The sequence below is a fragment of the Archangium gephyra genome (genome assembly GCF_042230915.1).
GTDB classification, from domain to species: Bacteria; Myxococcota; Myxococcia; order Myxococcales; family Myxococcaceae; genus Archangium; species Archangium gephyra_B.
Genome location: NZ_CP102578.1, coordinates 5,590,650 through 5,606,521, shown reverse-complemented (window position 1 = coordinate 5,606,521; position 15,872 = coordinate 5,590,650). Strand labels below are relative to the sequence as shown.

Here is a 15,872-nt window from a genome sequence, read left to right as displayed (position 1 = left end):
ATCCACCCCGTGAGATGAGCGGTGAGGCATCGCAGCCGCGTGAGCCTCCCGCGCCAGCGTGGCGAGCCCAGCTCCTGGCGCCCCTGGAACTCGGGTCTCACATCGGACGCGTGAGGCTCCCTGGAGCACATCATTCCGCCATGTCCGGTTGCCCTTCGAGCTCAATGACCGGGTGGCGCAAACCAGCCGCGCCACAAGCCACGGTTGCAGTTCTTCAACGGGCCCGCTGGTGCAGGCATCGAGCGCCACCAAGCCAGCAGGCCCCACTCGCTCAGTCTCGCCCTACCTGTGCCACCCCTGAGGCATCCCCTCATATAGCAAGCAGGCGAGGAAGCGTGTAGCTGGTCATGTGGTTTGAGCAGTAGGGTCATGGATGTTACCGGAGAAGTGGGTACTCAAGCCATCAACGAACAGCAGGTGCATGAATTCCTCGCCGGACTCTTCGGAGAAGACCTCCATGCCAAGAGGGTGCTGTCGCTCTCCTTGGCGACGCTGGGCGTCATCCACGCCGCGAGCCTCTCGGTGTACGCCATCGGGCAGGCGCTGGCAGTGGCGAGGGGGAAGAAGGGCAAGCACGGGGTGAAGCAGGTGGACAGGTTGCTGTCCAACACGGGAGTGGACGTGTGGCACCTGTTTTCTCTCTGGGTGCCCTACGTCATGGGACAGCGCACCGAGTCCGTGGTGGCCTTGGACTGGACGGACTTCGACGAGGGACCACACCACGCTGGTGGCCTCGCTGCGCACAGGACACGGGCGCTCCACGCCCCTGGTGTGGCTGACGGTCCACAAGTCCACGCTCAAGGGAATGCGCAATGACGCGGAAGACAGCGTCCTGCTGCGGCTGCGGGAGTTGATTGCGCCCGAGGTGAAGGTGACGATTCTGGCCGACCGGGGCTTCGCGGACCAGAAACTCTACGCGCTGCTCGAGGCGTTGCGCTTCGAGTACGTGGTGCGCTTCCGCCAGCGACTCCTCGTCACCAGCGCTCAGGGCGAGCGCCGGAGCGCGGCGCAGTGGGTGCCGACCTCAGGCCACCTGCGCAAGCTCAAAGGCGCTCGCGTCACGGACGATGAGGTGGAAGTCGCCGCGGTGGTATGCGTGAAGAAGAAGGGCATGAAGGAGCCCTGGTGTCTGGCGACCAGCCTGGCGGAGGCTTCCGGAGCCGAGGTGGTGGCCCTCTACGCTGGAAGATACACCATTGAGGAGAGTTTCAGGGACGTGAAGGATTTACGCTTCGGCATGGGCCTGTCCTCCTTCCGAATCGCGGAGACGGACAGGCGTGACAGGCTGCTGCTTCTGAGTGCCCTTGCGTGTGCCCTGTTGACGCTGCTGGGAGCAGCTGGCGAGAGCCTTGGCATGGAGCGCGACCTCAAAGCCAACACCTCGAAAAAACGCACCTACTCCCTCTTCCGCCAGGGCTGCATGTACTACCAGGCTCTGCCCAATATGCCCGAAGCCCAGTTGCGGCCTCTCATTGAACGCTTTGCCCAACTCGTCTGCGAGCAGCTCGTTTTCCGTGAAGCCTTTGGCCTTTTATGAGGGGATGCCTCAGGTGCCACCCGGGAAGGACACTCCCCAGGAGGCACGGGTGGGAAGACCGGTCACTGGCCTATGGCTGAGGTGCCACCGAGCCAGCCTCGCTGTCTCGGATGATGAAGAAGTCCACCCGGCGGTTGTTCTCACGGCCAACGGAAGTGGCGTTGCTATCGATCGGCCGATCCGAACCGTATCCCCTGGCATCCAACCGCTCAGCGGCCACGCCCTTTCCGATGAGGTAACGCCGCACCTCTTCAGCGCGCCGCTGGGACAGCCGGTGGTTCTCATCCCCCAGGCCACGGTCGTCTGTATGGGCCCCCACCACGACCCGAGGAAGCTCCGGGTGCTCGATCATCACCCTGGCCACCCAGTCCAGCACCGAGAAGGAGCGCTGCTGGATACGAGCCTGCGAGGCCTCGAAGTACACCTTGCCGCGGAGCTCGAGCTGCTTGGCGGTGATGGACACCAGCGGGGTCTCGTGCTCCGGACAGCCCAGATTGCTCTCAGGGCCGGGTTGGTTGACGCAGCTATCCGCCCGGTTGGGCACGCTATCCTTGTCCGAATCCTCCTCCGGGCAGCCCTTGCGCTCGAGCGGACCGGGCTCGTCCGGACATGCATCATCATCGTTGGGGATGTTGTCCTTGTCCCGGTCCTTCACGGGGCAGCCCCGGTCGGGGCCCGGCTCCGACGGACAGCTGTCGTCGTCATTCTTGAACCCGTCACCATCATCATCGGGCACCGGACAACCCCGGTTGGCCGCAGGGCCTGGCTCCGCAGGGCACCCGTCAAGCGTGTCCTCGATGCCGTCGCCATCGGTGTCTCGAGGCGGGCAGCCCTTGCGATCCGGCGTCCCCTGCTCTGTGGGACACCTATCGGTGATGTTGAGCACGCCGTCTTTGTCGCTGTCCATGTCCGGACACTCCTCCGCGGAAACGGTGAGCCCCAGCTCGCACCTGACGGAGGATTCACCCGGCCCACGGCGAGGCATCACGTTTCCAAAGGAGCCGCCCGCGAGCACCCGGAAAAGCGGCGTCCCCGGCGTCTTGCCTACCCCCACGCCCGCCAGCGCAAACACCTCAAGCGACGGGTTCACCAGATAGCGCACCCCCGGCATCAGCTCCACCGAGTTGGGCTGCTTCGACAGAGCCACCATGCCACGGACGTTGACTTCCCACCGCATCCGGCGCCCCGTTGACACCAGTGCCGCACCGATGCGCAGCTCATTGCCCAGCTCATCCTGAATGTCGGAGCCCGCATCAGTGACGCGCCCTCCCGGGCGAATCATCAATCCCGCGTCCAACGCAGTCCGGAAAGCACCGAAGCGCCGCCCCACCATCACCCTCGGCAGGTAGCGCAGCCCATCATCCCGTGCATACGCAGCCGCGTTGCCCACGTTCAGCCCAACATCCCCCCCTACCGCCACATCGAACCCGCCCTGCGCGTCCTGGGTGAGCAGCGCCAGACGAACGCCCACAGTAGGTGTTCCCAGCAACAAGGACTTCGGAGCATCCGGGTCTGGAGCTCCTGGCCCAAGGCTCTGCAACATCACCACTGGGAGCTGTACCCCTACCTGCAACCAGTTCATCACGGCATAGGCTGCGGACACATGCATCGTGCCCCGGCCACTCACGGCCTCCTCTGGCCTACCCTGCCGGAACAACATCAGCGGCCGGTGCGCGTAATGACCCACTGCGGAGAGGCGGAAATGCCCGGGCTCGAGCAACTCCCCCATTCCCACGACCAGCGACCCCTCGGCGCCGGGATTCAGGTCCAGACGCTCCAACTCGAAGGGCTTGAATGCAGTCGTCTGCGCAAAAGCCGCTATTCCCGGCAACAACAGGAACAGCACCAGTGCGCCAGGCGCGAGAATCCTTCGTCCCATGGTTCCCCCGCTTCGGGTGTGTCGTGGCGTGGAGCGAGCGCGCCACAGCGTAGATCTGCCGGTCAACAATCGGCCGCACTCTAGCAGTGATCCGGCTGGAAATGCGCCTCGGCCGCGTCCATCTCGCGGGACCAATGCCTCAAACACGCCAACACCTGCGCATGTAGCGCTACAGGTCTGTCCCCACCGCTCGGGAAACCCTTACGTTCAGAGCAGACGCAGGTCACGGACTTGCGACCAAGCATACACTCTGGCAGGTTCCAAGCCGTCAATCCGACCTGTTGTGGGGGGCTCTACCGCACGTGCGAAGAAGACTCGTAAAGGCGCAGCCACACGCATGTCATGGGGCATGCATCCGCTCCGGTAGTCGCGGCAAGGGGATTCTGCTCACGCTCCTGCTCGTCGCCACCGCCGGCACCTCGTGCGCGAAGCGCGTGGGCCCAAAGCCGTGCGAGACCCCGCCTCCCATGCAGGTCGTCCTGGACGTCTCCGAGCAGGTGAATCCTGATCCGCGCGGGCGCTCACTGCCCACGGTGGTCCAGGTCATCCAGCTCAAGGACAGCGTGAAGTTGGAGCGCGCGGGCTTTCGCGACCTGTGGGGCCGCCCCAAGGAGTTCCTCGGAGAGGACCTGCTCCAGGTGGCCGAGTTCACCGTCGCTCCCGGCCAGAAGCTCCAGCGATGGATCCAGCGAGATCCCAAGGCCCGCTTCATCCTGACCATGGGCCACTTCCGCCAGCCGCTCGGCTACTCGTGGCGCACCGTCACCGCGCTCGATCCCGTGCCAGAGATCTTCTGCTTCGAGCGGCCCGCGGGCGACCAGGGCGAGCCCCGACCCGGAGACGTGCAACTGCGCTACCGGCTCCAGGGCTATCAGATCGACATCCTTCGCACCCAGTTCTCGCTGACGCAGCCGGCTCCCGCTGTCCCGTCGCCAGCTGAGGTGCCATCCCATCCCAAGGTGAGAGCATGAAGAACGCGCAACGCGTCGTCTGGTCGGAGGGGATGTTCATGAGTCCCCACCACATGCAGCAGCTCGATCTGTATCACGAGAACCTGCTGGATCTCCGGCTGGGCGCGGTGGAGCCGTACCCGTGGGGCGTGTTCTCCCTGGAGTTCGACATGGAGGCACTGCGCGCCGGCCGGGTGCAGCTGCGCCAGTTCAACGGCGTCCTCCCCGATGGGATGCCCATCTCCTTCCAGAATGGGGATCCCGAGGCCCCGCCGTCCCGCCCCACGGAGGGCATGTTTCCGCCGGCCCAGCAGGTGCTGGATGTCTACCTCGGCGTTCCCCGCGAGCGCAGCGGCGTGGAGAGCTACGGCGGTGGCGAGCGCACCAGCGGCAACCCCCGCTTCAGCCCGACCAACCGGCCGGTGAACGATCTGACCTCGTCCACCTCCATCGTCCCGGTGGCCTTCGCACAGCGCAACGTGCGGCTGCTCTTCGGCACCGAGCCGCGCGAGGACTATGACGCCATCAAGATCGCCGAGCTGTCGCGCGACCGCTCCGGCAGCCTGACGCTCGTCGAGAACTACATCCCGCCCACCCTGCGCATCGACGCCTCGCCCTACATCATGAGCGAGCTGCGCAACCTGCTGCGGCTCATCGTGGCCAAGCAGCGCCAGCTCGCCTCGCGGCGCAAGCACCGGGACGCGTCCGCGCTCGAGTTCACCGCCTCGGACGTGACGCTCTTCCTGGAGCTCAGCAGCCTCAACGGTGTCATCCCGCTGCTGCAGCACGCCATCGACGCGGGCAACATGCGGCCGCACGCCCTCTACCTGGCGCTCAGCCAGTGCGCCGGGCAGCTGAGCACGTTCGTGGCGGACGCGGACCCCACCACGCTGCCTCCCTTCCAGTTCATCCAGCTGCGCGCCACCTTCGAGGAGCTGTTCCGCCGCCTCCAGTCGCTGCTGCGCTCCGTGGCCCTCGAGCAGTGCCTCTCGGTGCAGATGCAGTCCGGCGAGGACCGGCTCTACCGCGGCAAGCTGGAGGACGAGCGGCTGGATCGCTGTGGCCAGTTCTTCCTCTCCGTGCGCAGCGAGCTGCCGGAGAAGGTGGTGGCCGAGCAACTCCCCAAGCTCGCCAAGCTGGCCAGCTGGGTGGACATCCAGGGCCTGGTGCAAGCCGCCTCGCCCGGCGTCCCCATCCAGGTCAACTACCGCCCCCCGCCCGAGGTGCCCATCCAGCCGGGGACGCTCTACTTCTCCCTCTTCACCTCGGACGGCTACTGGAGGAGCGCGATGCGGGATCGCACGCTCGCCCTCTACCTGCCGCATCCCTTCGACGCCGCACAGACGACGGTGGAGTTGCTCGCCGTCCCCACCGCCAGCCGCTGACGAAGACCCCACGCCATGCAACGAGTCACCGAAGCCACCAAGGACTGCTTCGACGCGGCGATCCGGATCCGCAACTCGGATGCCGCCTCGGTTCCCCCTCCAGAGGTGCTGCACCACCGTCTGCGAGGAGTCGTGGACGAGATGCTGCGGCGTGCCGCCGTGCTGGGCTTCAGCCACCAGGACGCCCAGGACATGGCCTACGCCCTGGTCGCCCTGCTCGACGAGGTCGCGCTCACCCGGCCCGAGCCTTACCGCTCGTTCTGGATGACCAACCTGCTGCAGCTCCAGTACTTCAACGAGAACGTCGCCGGTGACGGCTTCTTCCACCGCCTGCAGGGCATCCGGAAGGATCCACACCGCGCCGAGGTGCTGCAGGTCTACTACCTGTGCATGCTGTTTGGCTTCCAGGGCCGCTACCGCATCCGCGGCGGCGAGCTGGAGCTGATGACGCTCATCGACTCGGTCCAGAAGGACCTGGAGCGCGCCAAACCCTTTGATTACGACGTCCTGTCGCCGCACGGTGAGCGGCCCACCGAGTCCATGCTCACCGGCAAGCGCAGGCTCTCGCCGATGGTCATCTCGCTGGGGGCGATGATGCTCGCCCTGCTCGTCTATGGCGGGCTGGTGCTCGGCCTGGACGGCAGCGTCGACACCTTCCTGAACGAGATCAAACTCCACATGGCCACCAACACGGGAGGCACGCGATGATCTGGGCCATCGTCATCACGATGCTGGCAGGCATGGCGTGGGGTGCGATCTCCATGCTGGGACTGCCCCCGATCCTCACCGGGCTCGTCGCCACGGGCATGCTGCTGCTGTTCGCGCTCGGCAGGTGGATCGTCGGCAAGGTGAAGGCGCGTAAGGCGGCCAAGAAGCTCGAGGGCGCGCTGGAGCAGCAGGCCGAGGAGCAGATCAAGACGGTCCGGCCGGACCTGCAGCCGGAGATCAAGGCCATGCAGGCCGAGTTCTCCAAGGCGGTGGAGGCGCTCAAGACCTCCAAGCTGTCGCGGGGCCGCAAGGACGCGCTCGCGGTACTGCCCTGGTACCTCATCGTTGGACCGCCGGGCGCGGGCAAGAGCACCGCGCTGCGCAACTCGGGGCTGAAGTTCCCCTACCTGTCCGCCAAGGGCGGTGGCGTGCGGGGCGTGGGCGGCACGCGAAACTGCGACTGGTGGCTCACCAACGAGGCCGTCATCCTCGACACCGCCGGCCGCTACGTGAGCAACGAGGACGACAAGCCCGAGTGGTTCGCCTTCCTCGACACGCTGACGAAGTATCGCCCGAAGCGGCCCATCAACGGCCTCATCGTGGCGGTGAGCGTCAGCGAGCTGATGGGCGTGGATCCCCAGGCCGCCGGCGAGCTGGGCCAGAGCATCCGCGAGCGCCTGGACGAGATCACCTCGCGCCTGCGCACGCTGGTGCCCGTGTACCTGATGATCACCAAGTGTGATCTCCTCCCCGGCTTCACGGAGATGTACGCGGACCTGACGCGCTCCGAGCGTGGGCAGATCTGGGGCTTCACCTCGCCCATGAACGCGCAGGCGGAGGCCTCCACGGACCTGCTGCTGGAGCGCTTCGACGAGCTGGTGACGGTACTGGAGCAGCGCACGCTGAAGCGGCTGGGCCAGGAGCGCCGGCTGGAGGCGCGCGAGAACATCTACCAGTTCCCCCAGAAGTTCGACTCGCTGCGCAAGAACCTGGCCGAGTTCATCCAGCCGCTCTTCCTGGACAACGTGTACCAGGACACGCCGGTGATGCGCGGGTTGTACTTCACGAGCGGCACCCAGGACGTGAAGCCGATGGAGCGGCTGGCGAATTCGTCGGGTGAGTTCTTCGGCGACTCGCGCCCCCAGCCGGAGACGAGCGCCGAGGGCCGCAGCTACTTCCTGTGGGACATCTTCACCAAGGTGATGTTCCAGGATCAGGAGATGGCCGTCCGCAGTTCCATCGAGGAGCAGCGCTACCGCAGGCGGCAGCTGGTGCTCACGGCGACCTATTTCACGGCCGCGGCCCTGATGCTGGTGCTGCCCATCTTCTCCTATTTCCACAACCGGGCGCTCGCGCGCGACATGCGCGATGCCATCACCGCCGTGCAGCTCGATGACCGCGACGATCTGGCGCGCATCAAGGACCTGTCCCCGCTGCAGATGCAGCTCCAGGCCCTGACGAAGCACAAGACGGAGGGCCCCCCCTTCTGGCTGCGGTTCGGGATGTACCAGGGTGAGAAGCTCTTCCCGCTGGCGCAGTCCTTCTACAACACCGCCCTGCGCCGGGTGCTGCTCGGCAATCAGTACGAGCGCATCGAGCAGAACCTGAAGCTCTTCTCGGACAACCAGGACTCGCCGGAGTGGAAGCCCGGCTCCGCGGACTACGCGCACCACTTCGATGCGCTGAAGATGTACCTGCTCATCACCTGGCCACACACGCCGCGCGAGCCATCGCTCGACGAGGCCCACCAGGACTGGTTGGTGGACCAGATGGTGCGGCACTGGACGAACGTGAGAGGCGCGGGAGGCGAGGTCAACCTGCAGCAGGCCATCAGCCGTCACGCCCGCACGTACATCCAGATGCTGGCGGCGGATCCGGAGCAGCTCGCCTTCGCCCGCAACAACAACATCGTGCGTGCCTCGCGCCGGGCGCTCACCCGCGTCCACATCACCACGTTGGAGTTGGACCGCATCATCGCCGACGTAGGCCGCGAGTACCCGGACCAGACGCTGGACGACATCGTCGGTGGCGTCCCCGCCATGCGCGGCACCAAGCACGTGCGCGGGGCCTTCACGAAGATCGCCTGGGAGCAGACAGTGCGCGATCGCCTGGAGAACGCCTTCAAGAACAAGGAGTCCTGGGTGCTGGACGCGGACGCCAAGGAGGACGAGGAGAAAGCCCGCGCCGATCTGCGCACGCGCTACTACCAGCAGTACATCCAGGAGTGGCGGGACTTCCTCAACGCCATCACCGTGCGGCCTCCGGATGACGTGGACCAGATGCAGACCCTGCTCGAGACCCTCACGCGCGGCAAGCCGCCCGCCTTCGGCAAGCTATTCCGCGCGCTCGCCTACAACGTGCAACTGGTGCGCACCCCGAAGCAGGAGGAGAAGAGCACGGCGCGGAAGATGCTCGAGCAGGTCCTGCCGGACGACAAGAAGGACGAGAAGAAGCTGGTCGATCCGACCGCGGCCACGGGCGAGTACACGCTCGGGCCCCGGGACGTGGAGAAGGAGTTCGCCACCCTCATCCGGTTCAGCAACGAGAAGTCCCCCTCGGGTGACGGCGAGGAGCAGCTGACGGCGATGGACTTCTACCAGGACCAGCTCGCGCTGGTGCTCAACGCCCTGCTGGGTGTGAAGGAGAAGCCCTCGGAGTCCGGAGCACTGCTTGAGAAGATCAAGACCACGCGCGAGAGCGTGGCCATGCTCGTCAAGAAGTACGAGAGCGGTGTCCCCATCCTCGAGAAGCTGCTGCTGCCGCCCTTCCAGGACATGCGCACCATCGTCTTCGCCGGCGTAGCGCAATCCAAGAGCAACGACTTCTGCGAGGCCATCGCCAATCCGTTCGCCCAGCTCATGGCCAACCGCTACCCGTTCGTCCGCTCGTCGATGCAGGATGCCCCCCTGGCCGAGGTCTCGGAGTTCCTACGGCCCTCGGGCGGAACCCTGCGCAAGTTCATCCAGCAGAACCTGGCGGATGAGGTCCTCTCCTCCGGCCGCAAGTGGAACTTCGCCAACTTCAACACGCGCGACATGTACCGCGAGGAGTTGCTCACCTTCCTGGAGAAGACCAACGCCCTGGCGACCACCCTCTTCCCAGGTGACACCGTGGATCCACTCGTCCGCTTCCAGGTGCGCATCAGCGCGGGCACGTCACCGAACGCGGCGCCATCGGAGATCGCCTCCATCACGCTGACGATCGATGGCACCGATGAGGTCTACCGCAACGGTCCGGACAACGTCTGGAAGCCCATGCTCTGGCCCGGCCAGGCCGGCAAGCTGGGCGCGCACATCCATGTGGAGAACGCCTCGGGAGCCACCGCGGACATCGATGAGCCCGGCGAGTGGGGCCTGTTCCGGCTGCTCGAGCGGGTGAAGCGCGTCGAGCCCAGCGGGGATGGGCGCTTCTTCACCGCCATCTGGGAGATCGAGGACATGAACGGAGCGCTCATCGCCATCGACTTCCGCCCCGAGCGTACCGCCAACCCGTTCTTCGGCCTGTCGGGCAACAACACCTCCCGGCTGCTGCAGATCTTCCGGGATCCGGGCCTGTCGCCCCCACGCGGAATCGCCCGGGGCGGCAAGGGCTGTATCGAGGCGGCCGTGAGCGCGAACGGAGCGCCTTGATGACGCAGTCGCCCCATATCGGGCTGCTGGGCAAGACTCCGCGCCACGCGGAGTTCGTCCGGCACAACGCGTCCAGCGCCCTGGCGCGGTACCTCCTCCGCTGGCTGGAGGAGGGCACCAGCCGGCTGCATGGGGCCCGGAGCGCGCTGCCCACCTCCTCCGCGAGCTTCGTCTTCACCGCCCCGGGCGAGAGCTCGGTGCTAGTGGGCGTCCTCGCGCCGAGCACGGACAGCCTGGGGCGTACCTTCCCCCTGACGGTCTTCCAGGAAGTGCCCGCGTCGACCGTGGTGGACCGTTATGCCCTGCTGCCGGAGAGCTTCCAGCCGTTCCTCCGGGCCAGTGCGGAATTGCTGAGCGAGGCGCCCTCCCTCGACGTGCCTCGCCTGCAGGAGCGCGCGGCCAGGCTGCCCTCCGTGCGCGCTGGAGACATCCGCGTGGCCGAGCGGCTCCGCGAGGCCCTGCTCTCCGAGAAGCGCTGCGCGGAGTTGCTCCAGCACGTCAGCGCGGAGCAGCCTCCCGAGGGCCGCTACTACGCGCTGCACACCTTCCTCACCGCGTGCGCGGGCGAGCGCCACCGCGAGCAGGGCCTGGCGAGCGTGATGCTGGACTGTCCCTTCCCCTCGCACATGGGCCCCGTCGCCTGGCTGGAGCTCGCCACGCGGCTGCTGCGCTGGTCCTCCCTTCCTCCCACCTTCTTCTGGTCCGAGGGAGCGCAACCCCGGCTCGTGCTCTGTCTGGGCGCGGCGCCCCCCACCCTCCTGCTCCACCTGGCCCAGCCCACGCGCACGGGCAACCACCTCTGGCCCCTGCGCACCGAGCGGCCCGCCGCCATGGCCCATGCGAAGCAGGCGCTATCCCCCAGCCAGCGACAGATCATCGACTCCTCCCACAGCACGCTCGAGCAGCTCCTGAGAGCCCTCTCGATGAAGGAGCGCTCGTCATGACTCCCTCCATCGACACGCTTCGCGAGCGCGCCCGCACGTGGCTGGAGCCCATCTCCGCCGAGGCCCCCTGCGGGACTCCGTCGAAGCACCACCCCACCTACGAGGCCGTCTTCACCGAGGTGGCCAAACTCGAGTCCCCCACGGGCGATGCCGTGCGCTGGGAGGAAGTCGTCAAGGGCGCCGGGGAGCTGCTGCAGAGCACTTCCAAGGACCTGTGGCTCGCCTCCTACTTCGCCTATGGGCTGTACGCGACCGAGGGCCTTCCCGGTGCCATCACCGGGGCCACCCTGCTCGCGGAGCTGACCGAGAACTACTGGCAGGGCCTCTTTCCGGAGGCCTCGCGCCTGCGCAGTCGCGGGCTCGCGCTGTCCTGGTACGTGGAGCACATGAGCCGGGTGCTCCCCACCGTCCAGGCCCACGTCACCTCACCGGCAGTCGTGGAGGCCCTGGCCGCCGCGGTGTCGAAGCTCGCGGAAGTGTCGCGTGCACGCCTCGCCAACCAGGGTCCGGCGCTCGGACCCCTCCTCACGAGCATCGAGCGGCTGCGCACGAGCCTTCCCAACGAGGCCACTCCCGCGGTGGCGGCCACGTCCCCCACCCCACCGGCCCTCACGCCCTCCGTTCCCACTCCCACGCCGGCCGCCCCCGCGGAGGCTCCGGTCGCCTCGAGCCCCGCCCCCGCTCCCGCTCCCGTGGAGGCTCCACAGCCTCGCGCTTCGACCGTCCTCGCCTCCCAGCTCCCCACCGCCCCCACCGGTGAGCTCTCCAGCGCGGATGCCGCTACGGATTTCCTGCGAAACCTCGGCTCGTCGCTGGCGAGCGCGGCCGGAGTGCTGCGCCGCGCCAACCCCGCCGACCCGCTCGCCTACCGCATCCTCCGCACCGGGCTGTGGCTGCATATCTCCCAACCGCCGCCCACCGGTGCCCATGGCAGGACCTCCCTTCCGCCGCTCCCCCCTCCGCTTCGCACGAAGCTGGAAACCCTGGCGGCCCATTCCCGCTGGGTGGAGTTGCTCGACGAGACCGAGTCCGCCACGGCTCAGTATCGCTTTGCACTGGACCTGCAACGTTTCAGTGCCAACGCCCTGACAGCCCTCGGCCCCCCTCATGCATCCGCACGAGAGGCATTGCTGCTGGAATTGAGCAGCCTTCTCAAACGCCTGCCAGCGGTGGTGGAGCTCGTGGCCGCGGATGGCACACCCCTGGCGGATGCGACCACGAAGGAGTGGCTGCAACGCGAAGTGCTCGCGACCCCCGCCGCCGCGCCACGGCGCCCTTCCCTGCCACCGCTTCCGCGCGACGTCGAGGCGCCTCCCGAGGGCGCGTCCTCGGAGGGAGAAACCCAGACAGTCGAGTTGCTCCAGGGCCACGTCGCCGCCGCCACGACGGCTCGCGCACGCTTCGTCGCGCGGCTGCGGCTCGCGCGGCTGTGCGCCCAGTCAGGACAGGCCTCCATCGCCCGCGCCCTCTACGAGGTGCTCGATGCCGAATGCACATCACACGCTCTCGATTATTGGGAACCGGCACTCGCAGCCGCCTGCCTCGAGGGATTCCTCACCTGCCTCACCCTGGAGAAAGATTCATCAAACGGTCTGGTAGGAGATTTTTGGATCCGTTATCGTCGCCTCGCCCAGCTCGACCCCGCTGCCGCCTTGCGCGTTCAACCCTGACCCTCCGGCAGCATTCTTGGACAAGCACCCTCTGGCGACGAGCCCACGCATCACCCGTCACGCAAGGAGATAGCCCCAGATGAGCAAAGAGAGTTCCGTCGCCCCTACCGAGCGCGTCAACATCATCTACAAGCCCGCTACGGGGAACATGCAGGAGCAGGTCGAGCTGCCCCTGAAGATGCTGATGATGGGTGACTTCACCGGCCGGCAGGATGACCGGCCGCTCGAGGAGCGCGCCCCCATCAATGTGGACAAGACGAACTTCAACGAGGTCATGGCGCAGCAGGACCTCAAGGTGAACGTCTCCGTCACGGACAAGCTGTCCAATGAAGAGGGCGCCGCCCTGGCGATGGAGCTGCAGTTCAAGACCCTCGCGGACTTCGCGCCCGAGAGTATCGTCAATCAGGTGCCCGAGCTGCGGAAGCTGCTGGAGCTGCGCAGCGCGCTCACCGCGCTCAAGGGGCCTCTGGGCAACGTCCCGGCCTTCCGCAAGAAGCTCCAGGCGATGCTCGCCGACGACGAGGGCCGCAAGCGCCTCATCGACGAGCTGGGCCTGAAGATCGACGGGACCGAGAACCAGACCAAGTAGCCCCAGCCGCGAGAGCGTGAACCATGAGCACTGAAATCACTTCCCAGAAGTCCGCGGTTCCCGCGGCGGTCGTTCAGTCTCCCTCCCTGCTCGATGAGATCCTCTCCGAGGCGAAGATCAAGCCCAAGGACGAGGGCTATGACATCGCGCGCCGGGGCGTGGAGGCCTTCATCTCCGAGATGCTGGCGCCCCACCGCTCCGAGGAGCGCGTGGACAAGGCCCTGGTCGACGCGATGATCGCGGAGGTCGACCGGCGCCTGACGGCCCAGGTCAATGAGATCATGCACCACCAGGAGGTCCAGAAGCTGGAGTCCTCGTGGCGCTCGCTGAAGTTCCTCGTGGACCGGGTGGACTTCCGCGAGAACATCCGCGTGGAGATGCTCAATGTCTCCAAGGAGGATCTGCTCAAGGACTTCGAGGACTCGCCCGAGGTGGTGAAGTCCGGCCTGTACCGGCTCGCCTACTCCAACGAGTATGGCGTGTTCGGCGGCAAGCCTTACGGCCTGATGCTGGGCAACTACGACTTCGGCCCGGGGCCGCAGGACATCGATCTGCTGCGCAAGTGCGCGTCCGTGGCGGCCATGGCGCACGCGCCCTTCATCGCCAATGCCAGCCCGGAGATGTTCGGCGAGCAGAACTTCCTCAACCTGCCCAACCTCAAGGATCTCAAGTCCCTGTTCGAGGGCCCGCAGTACGCCCGGTGGCACTCGTTCCGCGAGAGCGAGGACGCGCGCTACGTGGGCCTGTGCATGCCGCGCTTCCTGCTGCGCCTGCCCTACGGCGAGAAGACGATTCCCGTGAAGGCCTTCAACTTCAACGAGGATGTCGTCGGCCACCACGACCGCTACCTGTGGGGCCATGCCTCCACGGCGTTCGCCACCCGCGTGGCGGACTCGTTCGCCAAGTACCGCTGGAGCCCGAACATCATCGGCCCGCAGTCCGGCGGCGCGGTGGAGATGATGCCGCTGCACCAGTACGAGGCCATGGGGGAGATCCAGACCAAGGTGCCCACCGAGGTGATGCTCACCGAGCGGCGCGAGTACGAGCTGAGCGAGGAGGGCTTCATCGGCCTGGTGTTCCGCAAGGACGCGGACAACGCGGCCTTCTTCTCGGCCAACTCGGCGCAGAAGCCCAAGTTCTTCGGCAGCACGCCGGAGGGCAAGGCGGCGGAGACCAACTACCGGCTCGGCACGCAGCTGCCGTACATGTTCATCATGACGCGCCTGGCGCACTACGTGAAGGTGCTCCAGCGCGAGCAGATCGGCAGCTGGAAGGAGCGCTCCGACCTGGAGCGCGAGCTGAACCAGTGGATGAGCCAGTACATCGCCGACATGGATGACCCGGCCCCCGCCGTGCGCTCGCGCCGCCCGCTGCGCGCCGCGCGCGTGACGGTGGAGGACGTGGAGGGCCAGCCGGGTTGGTACCGCTGCAACCTCCAGGTGCGCCCGCACTTCAAGTACATGGGTGCGTCCTTCACGTTGTCCCTGGTGGGCAAGCTGGACAAGGAGTGAGCCCGTCGCACCCGTGATGCGTGGTTTTCAGCTCGCGGGCTCCATAGCAACCGGGCTCCCTGAAGGAGCCCGGCCTTCCGCGCCGGAGACGGCGCAATGAGGTGGCTTATGGCTGAATCAGTACACCTGTACCTGAAGGCGAATGGCACTGACATCAAGGGCGAGAGCACGCAGACCAGCCTGGGTCGCGGGGACTCCATCGAGTGCATCGCCTTCACGCACGAGGTCATCACCGCGCGCGAGTCCGGCTCCGGGCTGGCGACGGGCCGCCGTCAGTACCCGCCCATCACCATCACCAAGCGCATCGACAAGTCGTCGCCGCTGATGATGAAGGCCCTGTGCGAGAACCAGGTCATCGAGGGCACCTTCAAGTTCTTCCGCCCCAACCCGACCGGTGATGGCACGACCGAGCAGTTCTACACCATCGTCATCAAGAAGGGCCGCATCAACAGCATCAAGCAGCACGTGCCGGACAGCTTCGTGCCGACCAGCACCAACCTGCCCCCGATGGAGGAGGTCACCTTCGTGTTCCACACGATCGACTGGACCATCACCAACGGTGGCGTGACGCACACCGACACCTGGGACACCCAGCGCTAGTACCCCATGCTTCCGGAGCGCCCGGGTGAGTCCTGGGCGCTCCGGAGCAGAGCCCACCCGCCATGGCCGAACGAGGACTCCTGACACGCCTGGCCGCCAGCAACCTGGGCTCGCTCGCCCCCCGGGGCAACGCGGTGAGCGCCATCGCCCAGCACCTGAGGGCGTTGCTCAACACCCGGAAGGGGGAGGCCGCCGCCGCTCCGAACTTCGGGATCATGGACTTCAACGACATCATCCATCTCTTTCCGGCGGCCATCCCGAGGATGCAGCAGTCCATCCGCACCGCCATCCAGGAGTTCGAGCCGCGGCTGAAGAACGTCGTCGTCCTGCACGTGCCGGACGAGAAGGAGCCCACCGCGCTGCGGTTCGACGTCGTCGCGCAGCTCAACCTCAAGGAAGCGCACGGCACCGTCCGTTTCCACACCGAGTTGCACCCCGGCGGCCGCGTGGACCTCTGGTGAAAGGGCGAG

The 15,872-nt window shown here is 66.7% G+C and carries 11 protein-coding genes and 1 pseudogene; 11 read left to right on the top strand and 1 reads right to left on the bottom strand.

Features of this window, described 5'->3' with window-relative positions; genetic code table 11:
- Positions 1-387: 387 nt before the first annotated feature.
- Positions 388-1,537, top strand: a pseudogene (locus NR798_RS21890) (IS4 family transposase).
- A gap of 70 nt (positions 1,538-1,607) precedes the next feature.
- On the opposite strand, the gene NR798_RS21885 reads toward NR798_RS21890, so the two are convergent.
- Positions 1,608-3,416, bottom strand: a complete 1,809-nt coding sequence (locus NR798_RS21885; RefSeq protein WP_375773431.1) for an OmpA family protein — start codon at positions 3,414-3,416, stop codon at positions 1,608-1,610.
- Positions 3,417-3,769: 353 nt separating this feature from the next.
- Here NR798_RS21885 and tssJ point away from each other — a divergent pair, with 353 nt between their 5' ends.
- The 10 genes from tssJ (at position 3,770) to tssE (ending at position 15,863) form a co-directional block, all read left to right on the top strand.
- The gene (gene tssJ, locus NR798_RS21880; protein ID WP_375773800.1) at positions 3,770-4,387 is read left to right on the top strand and encodes a type VI secretion system lipoprotein TssJ; all 618 of its coding nucleotides are present in this window, start codon (positions 3,770-3,772) and stop codon (positions 4,385-4,387) included.
- Positions 4,384-5,751, top strand: coding sequence for a type VI secretion system baseplate subunit TssK (tssK, locus tag NR798_RS21875; protein ID WP_375773430.1), 1,368 nt, complete (start codon positions 4,384-4,386; stop codon positions 5,749-5,751). Before tssJ ends, tssK begins: the two co-directional genes overlap by 4 nt.
- A 15-nt stretch (positions 5,752-5,766) precedes the next feature.
- Positions 5,767-6,459: a DotU family type IV/VI secretion system protein gene (locus tag NR798_RS21870; RefSeq protein WP_375773429.1), complete on the top strand. Its 693-nt coding sequence runs from the start codon at positions 5,767-5,769 to the stop codon at positions 6,457-6,459.
- Positions 6,456-10,088, top strand: a complete 3,633-nt coding sequence (gene tssM, locus NR798_RS21865; RefSeq protein ID WP_375773428.1) for a type VI secretion system membrane subunit TssM — start codon at positions 6,456-6,458, stop codon at positions 10,086-10,088. Before NR798_RS21870 ends, tssM begins: the two co-directional genes overlap by 4 nt.
- Positions 10,088-11,032 (top strand): type VI secretion system-associated protein TagF, encoded by a 945-nt coding sequence (gene tagF / locus NR798_RS21860; RefSeq protein ID WP_375773427.1) that lies wholly within the window; start codon positions 10,088-10,090, stop codon positions 11,030-11,032. The genes tssM and tagF overlap by 1 nt, the downstream gene beginning before the upstream one ends.
- Entirely contained in the window at positions 11,029-12,702 is a 1,674-nt protein-coding gene (gene tssA, locus NR798_RS21855) for a type VI secretion system protein TssA (RefSeq protein WP_375773426.1), read from the top strand. The genes tagF and tssA overlap by 4 nt, the downstream gene beginning before the upstream one ends.
- Positions 12,703-12,781: 79 nt before the next feature.
- Positions 12,782-13,291 carry a type VI secretion system contractile sheath small subunit gene (gene tssB / locus NR798_RS21850; protein ID WP_375773425.1) on the top strand — a complete coding sequence of 170 codons (510 nt, stop codon included), beginning with the start codon at positions 12,782-12,784 and terminating at the stop codon, positions 13,289-13,291.
- 23 nt (positions 13,292-13,314) lie between these two features.
- On the top strand, positions 13,315-14,802 hold the full coding sequence (gene tssC / locus NR798_RS21845) for a type VI secretion system contractile sheath large subunit (RefSeq protein WP_375773424.1): 1,488 nt from the start codon (positions 13,315-13,317) through the stop codon (positions 14,800-14,802).
- A gap of 108 nt (positions 14,803-14,910) precedes the next feature.
- On the top strand, positions 14,911-15,402 hold the full coding sequence (gene tssD, locus NR798_RS21840) for a type VI secretion system tube protein TssD (protein ID WP_375773423.1): 492 nt from the start codon (positions 14,911-14,913) through the stop codon (positions 15,400-15,402).
- Positions 15,403-15,464: 62 nt separating this feature from the next.
- Positions 15,465-15,863, top strand: a complete 399-nt coding sequence (gene tssE / locus NR798_RS21835) for a type VI secretion system baseplate subunit TssE (protein WP_375773422.1) — start codon at positions 15,465-15,467, stop codon at positions 15,861-15,863.
- The last annotated feature ends 9 nt before the right edge of the window (positions 15,864-15,872 follow it).

Excerpts from the sequence above, each read along its gene's own strand:
- NR798_RS21885 (WP_375773431.1), bottom strand. The coding sequence starts at position 3,416 with ATGGGACGAAGGATTCTCGCGCCTGGCGCACTGGTGCTGTTCCTGTTG.
- tagF (WP_375773427.1), top strand. The coding sequence starts at position 10,088 with ATGACGCAGTCGCCCCATATCGGGCTGCTGGGCAAGACTCCGCGCCAC.
- tssA (WP_375773426.1), top strand. The coding sequence starts at position 11,029 with ATGACTCCCTCCATCGACACGCTTCGCGAGCGCGCCCGCACGTGGCTG.
- tssC (WP_375773424.1), top strand. The coding sequence starts at position 13,315 with ATGAGCACTGAAATCACTTCCCAGAAGTCCGCGGTTCCCGCGGCGGTC.
- NR798_RS21870 (WP_375773429.1), top strand. The coding sequence starts at position 5,767 with ATGCAACGAGTCACCGAAGCCACCAAGGACTGCTTCGACGCGGCGATC.
- tssD (WP_375773423.1), top strand. The coding sequence starts at position 14,911 with ATGGCTGAATCAGTACACCTGTACCTGAAGGCGAATGGCACTGACATC.
- tssE (WP_375773422.1), top strand. The coding sequence starts at position 15,465 with ATGGCCGAACGAGGACTCCTGACACGCCTGGCCGCCAGCAACCTGGGC.
- tssM (WP_375773428.1), top strand. The coding sequence starts at position 6,456 with ATGATCTGGGCCATCGTCATCACGATGCTGGCAGGCATGGCGTGGGGT.
- tssK (WP_375773430.1), top strand. The coding sequence starts at position 4,384 with ATGAAGAACGCGCAACGCGTCGTCTGGTCGGAGGGGATGTTCATGAGT.
- tssB (WP_375773425.1), top strand. The coding sequence starts at position 12,782 with ATGAGCAAAGAGAGTTCCGTCGCCCCTACCGAGCGCGTCAACATCATC.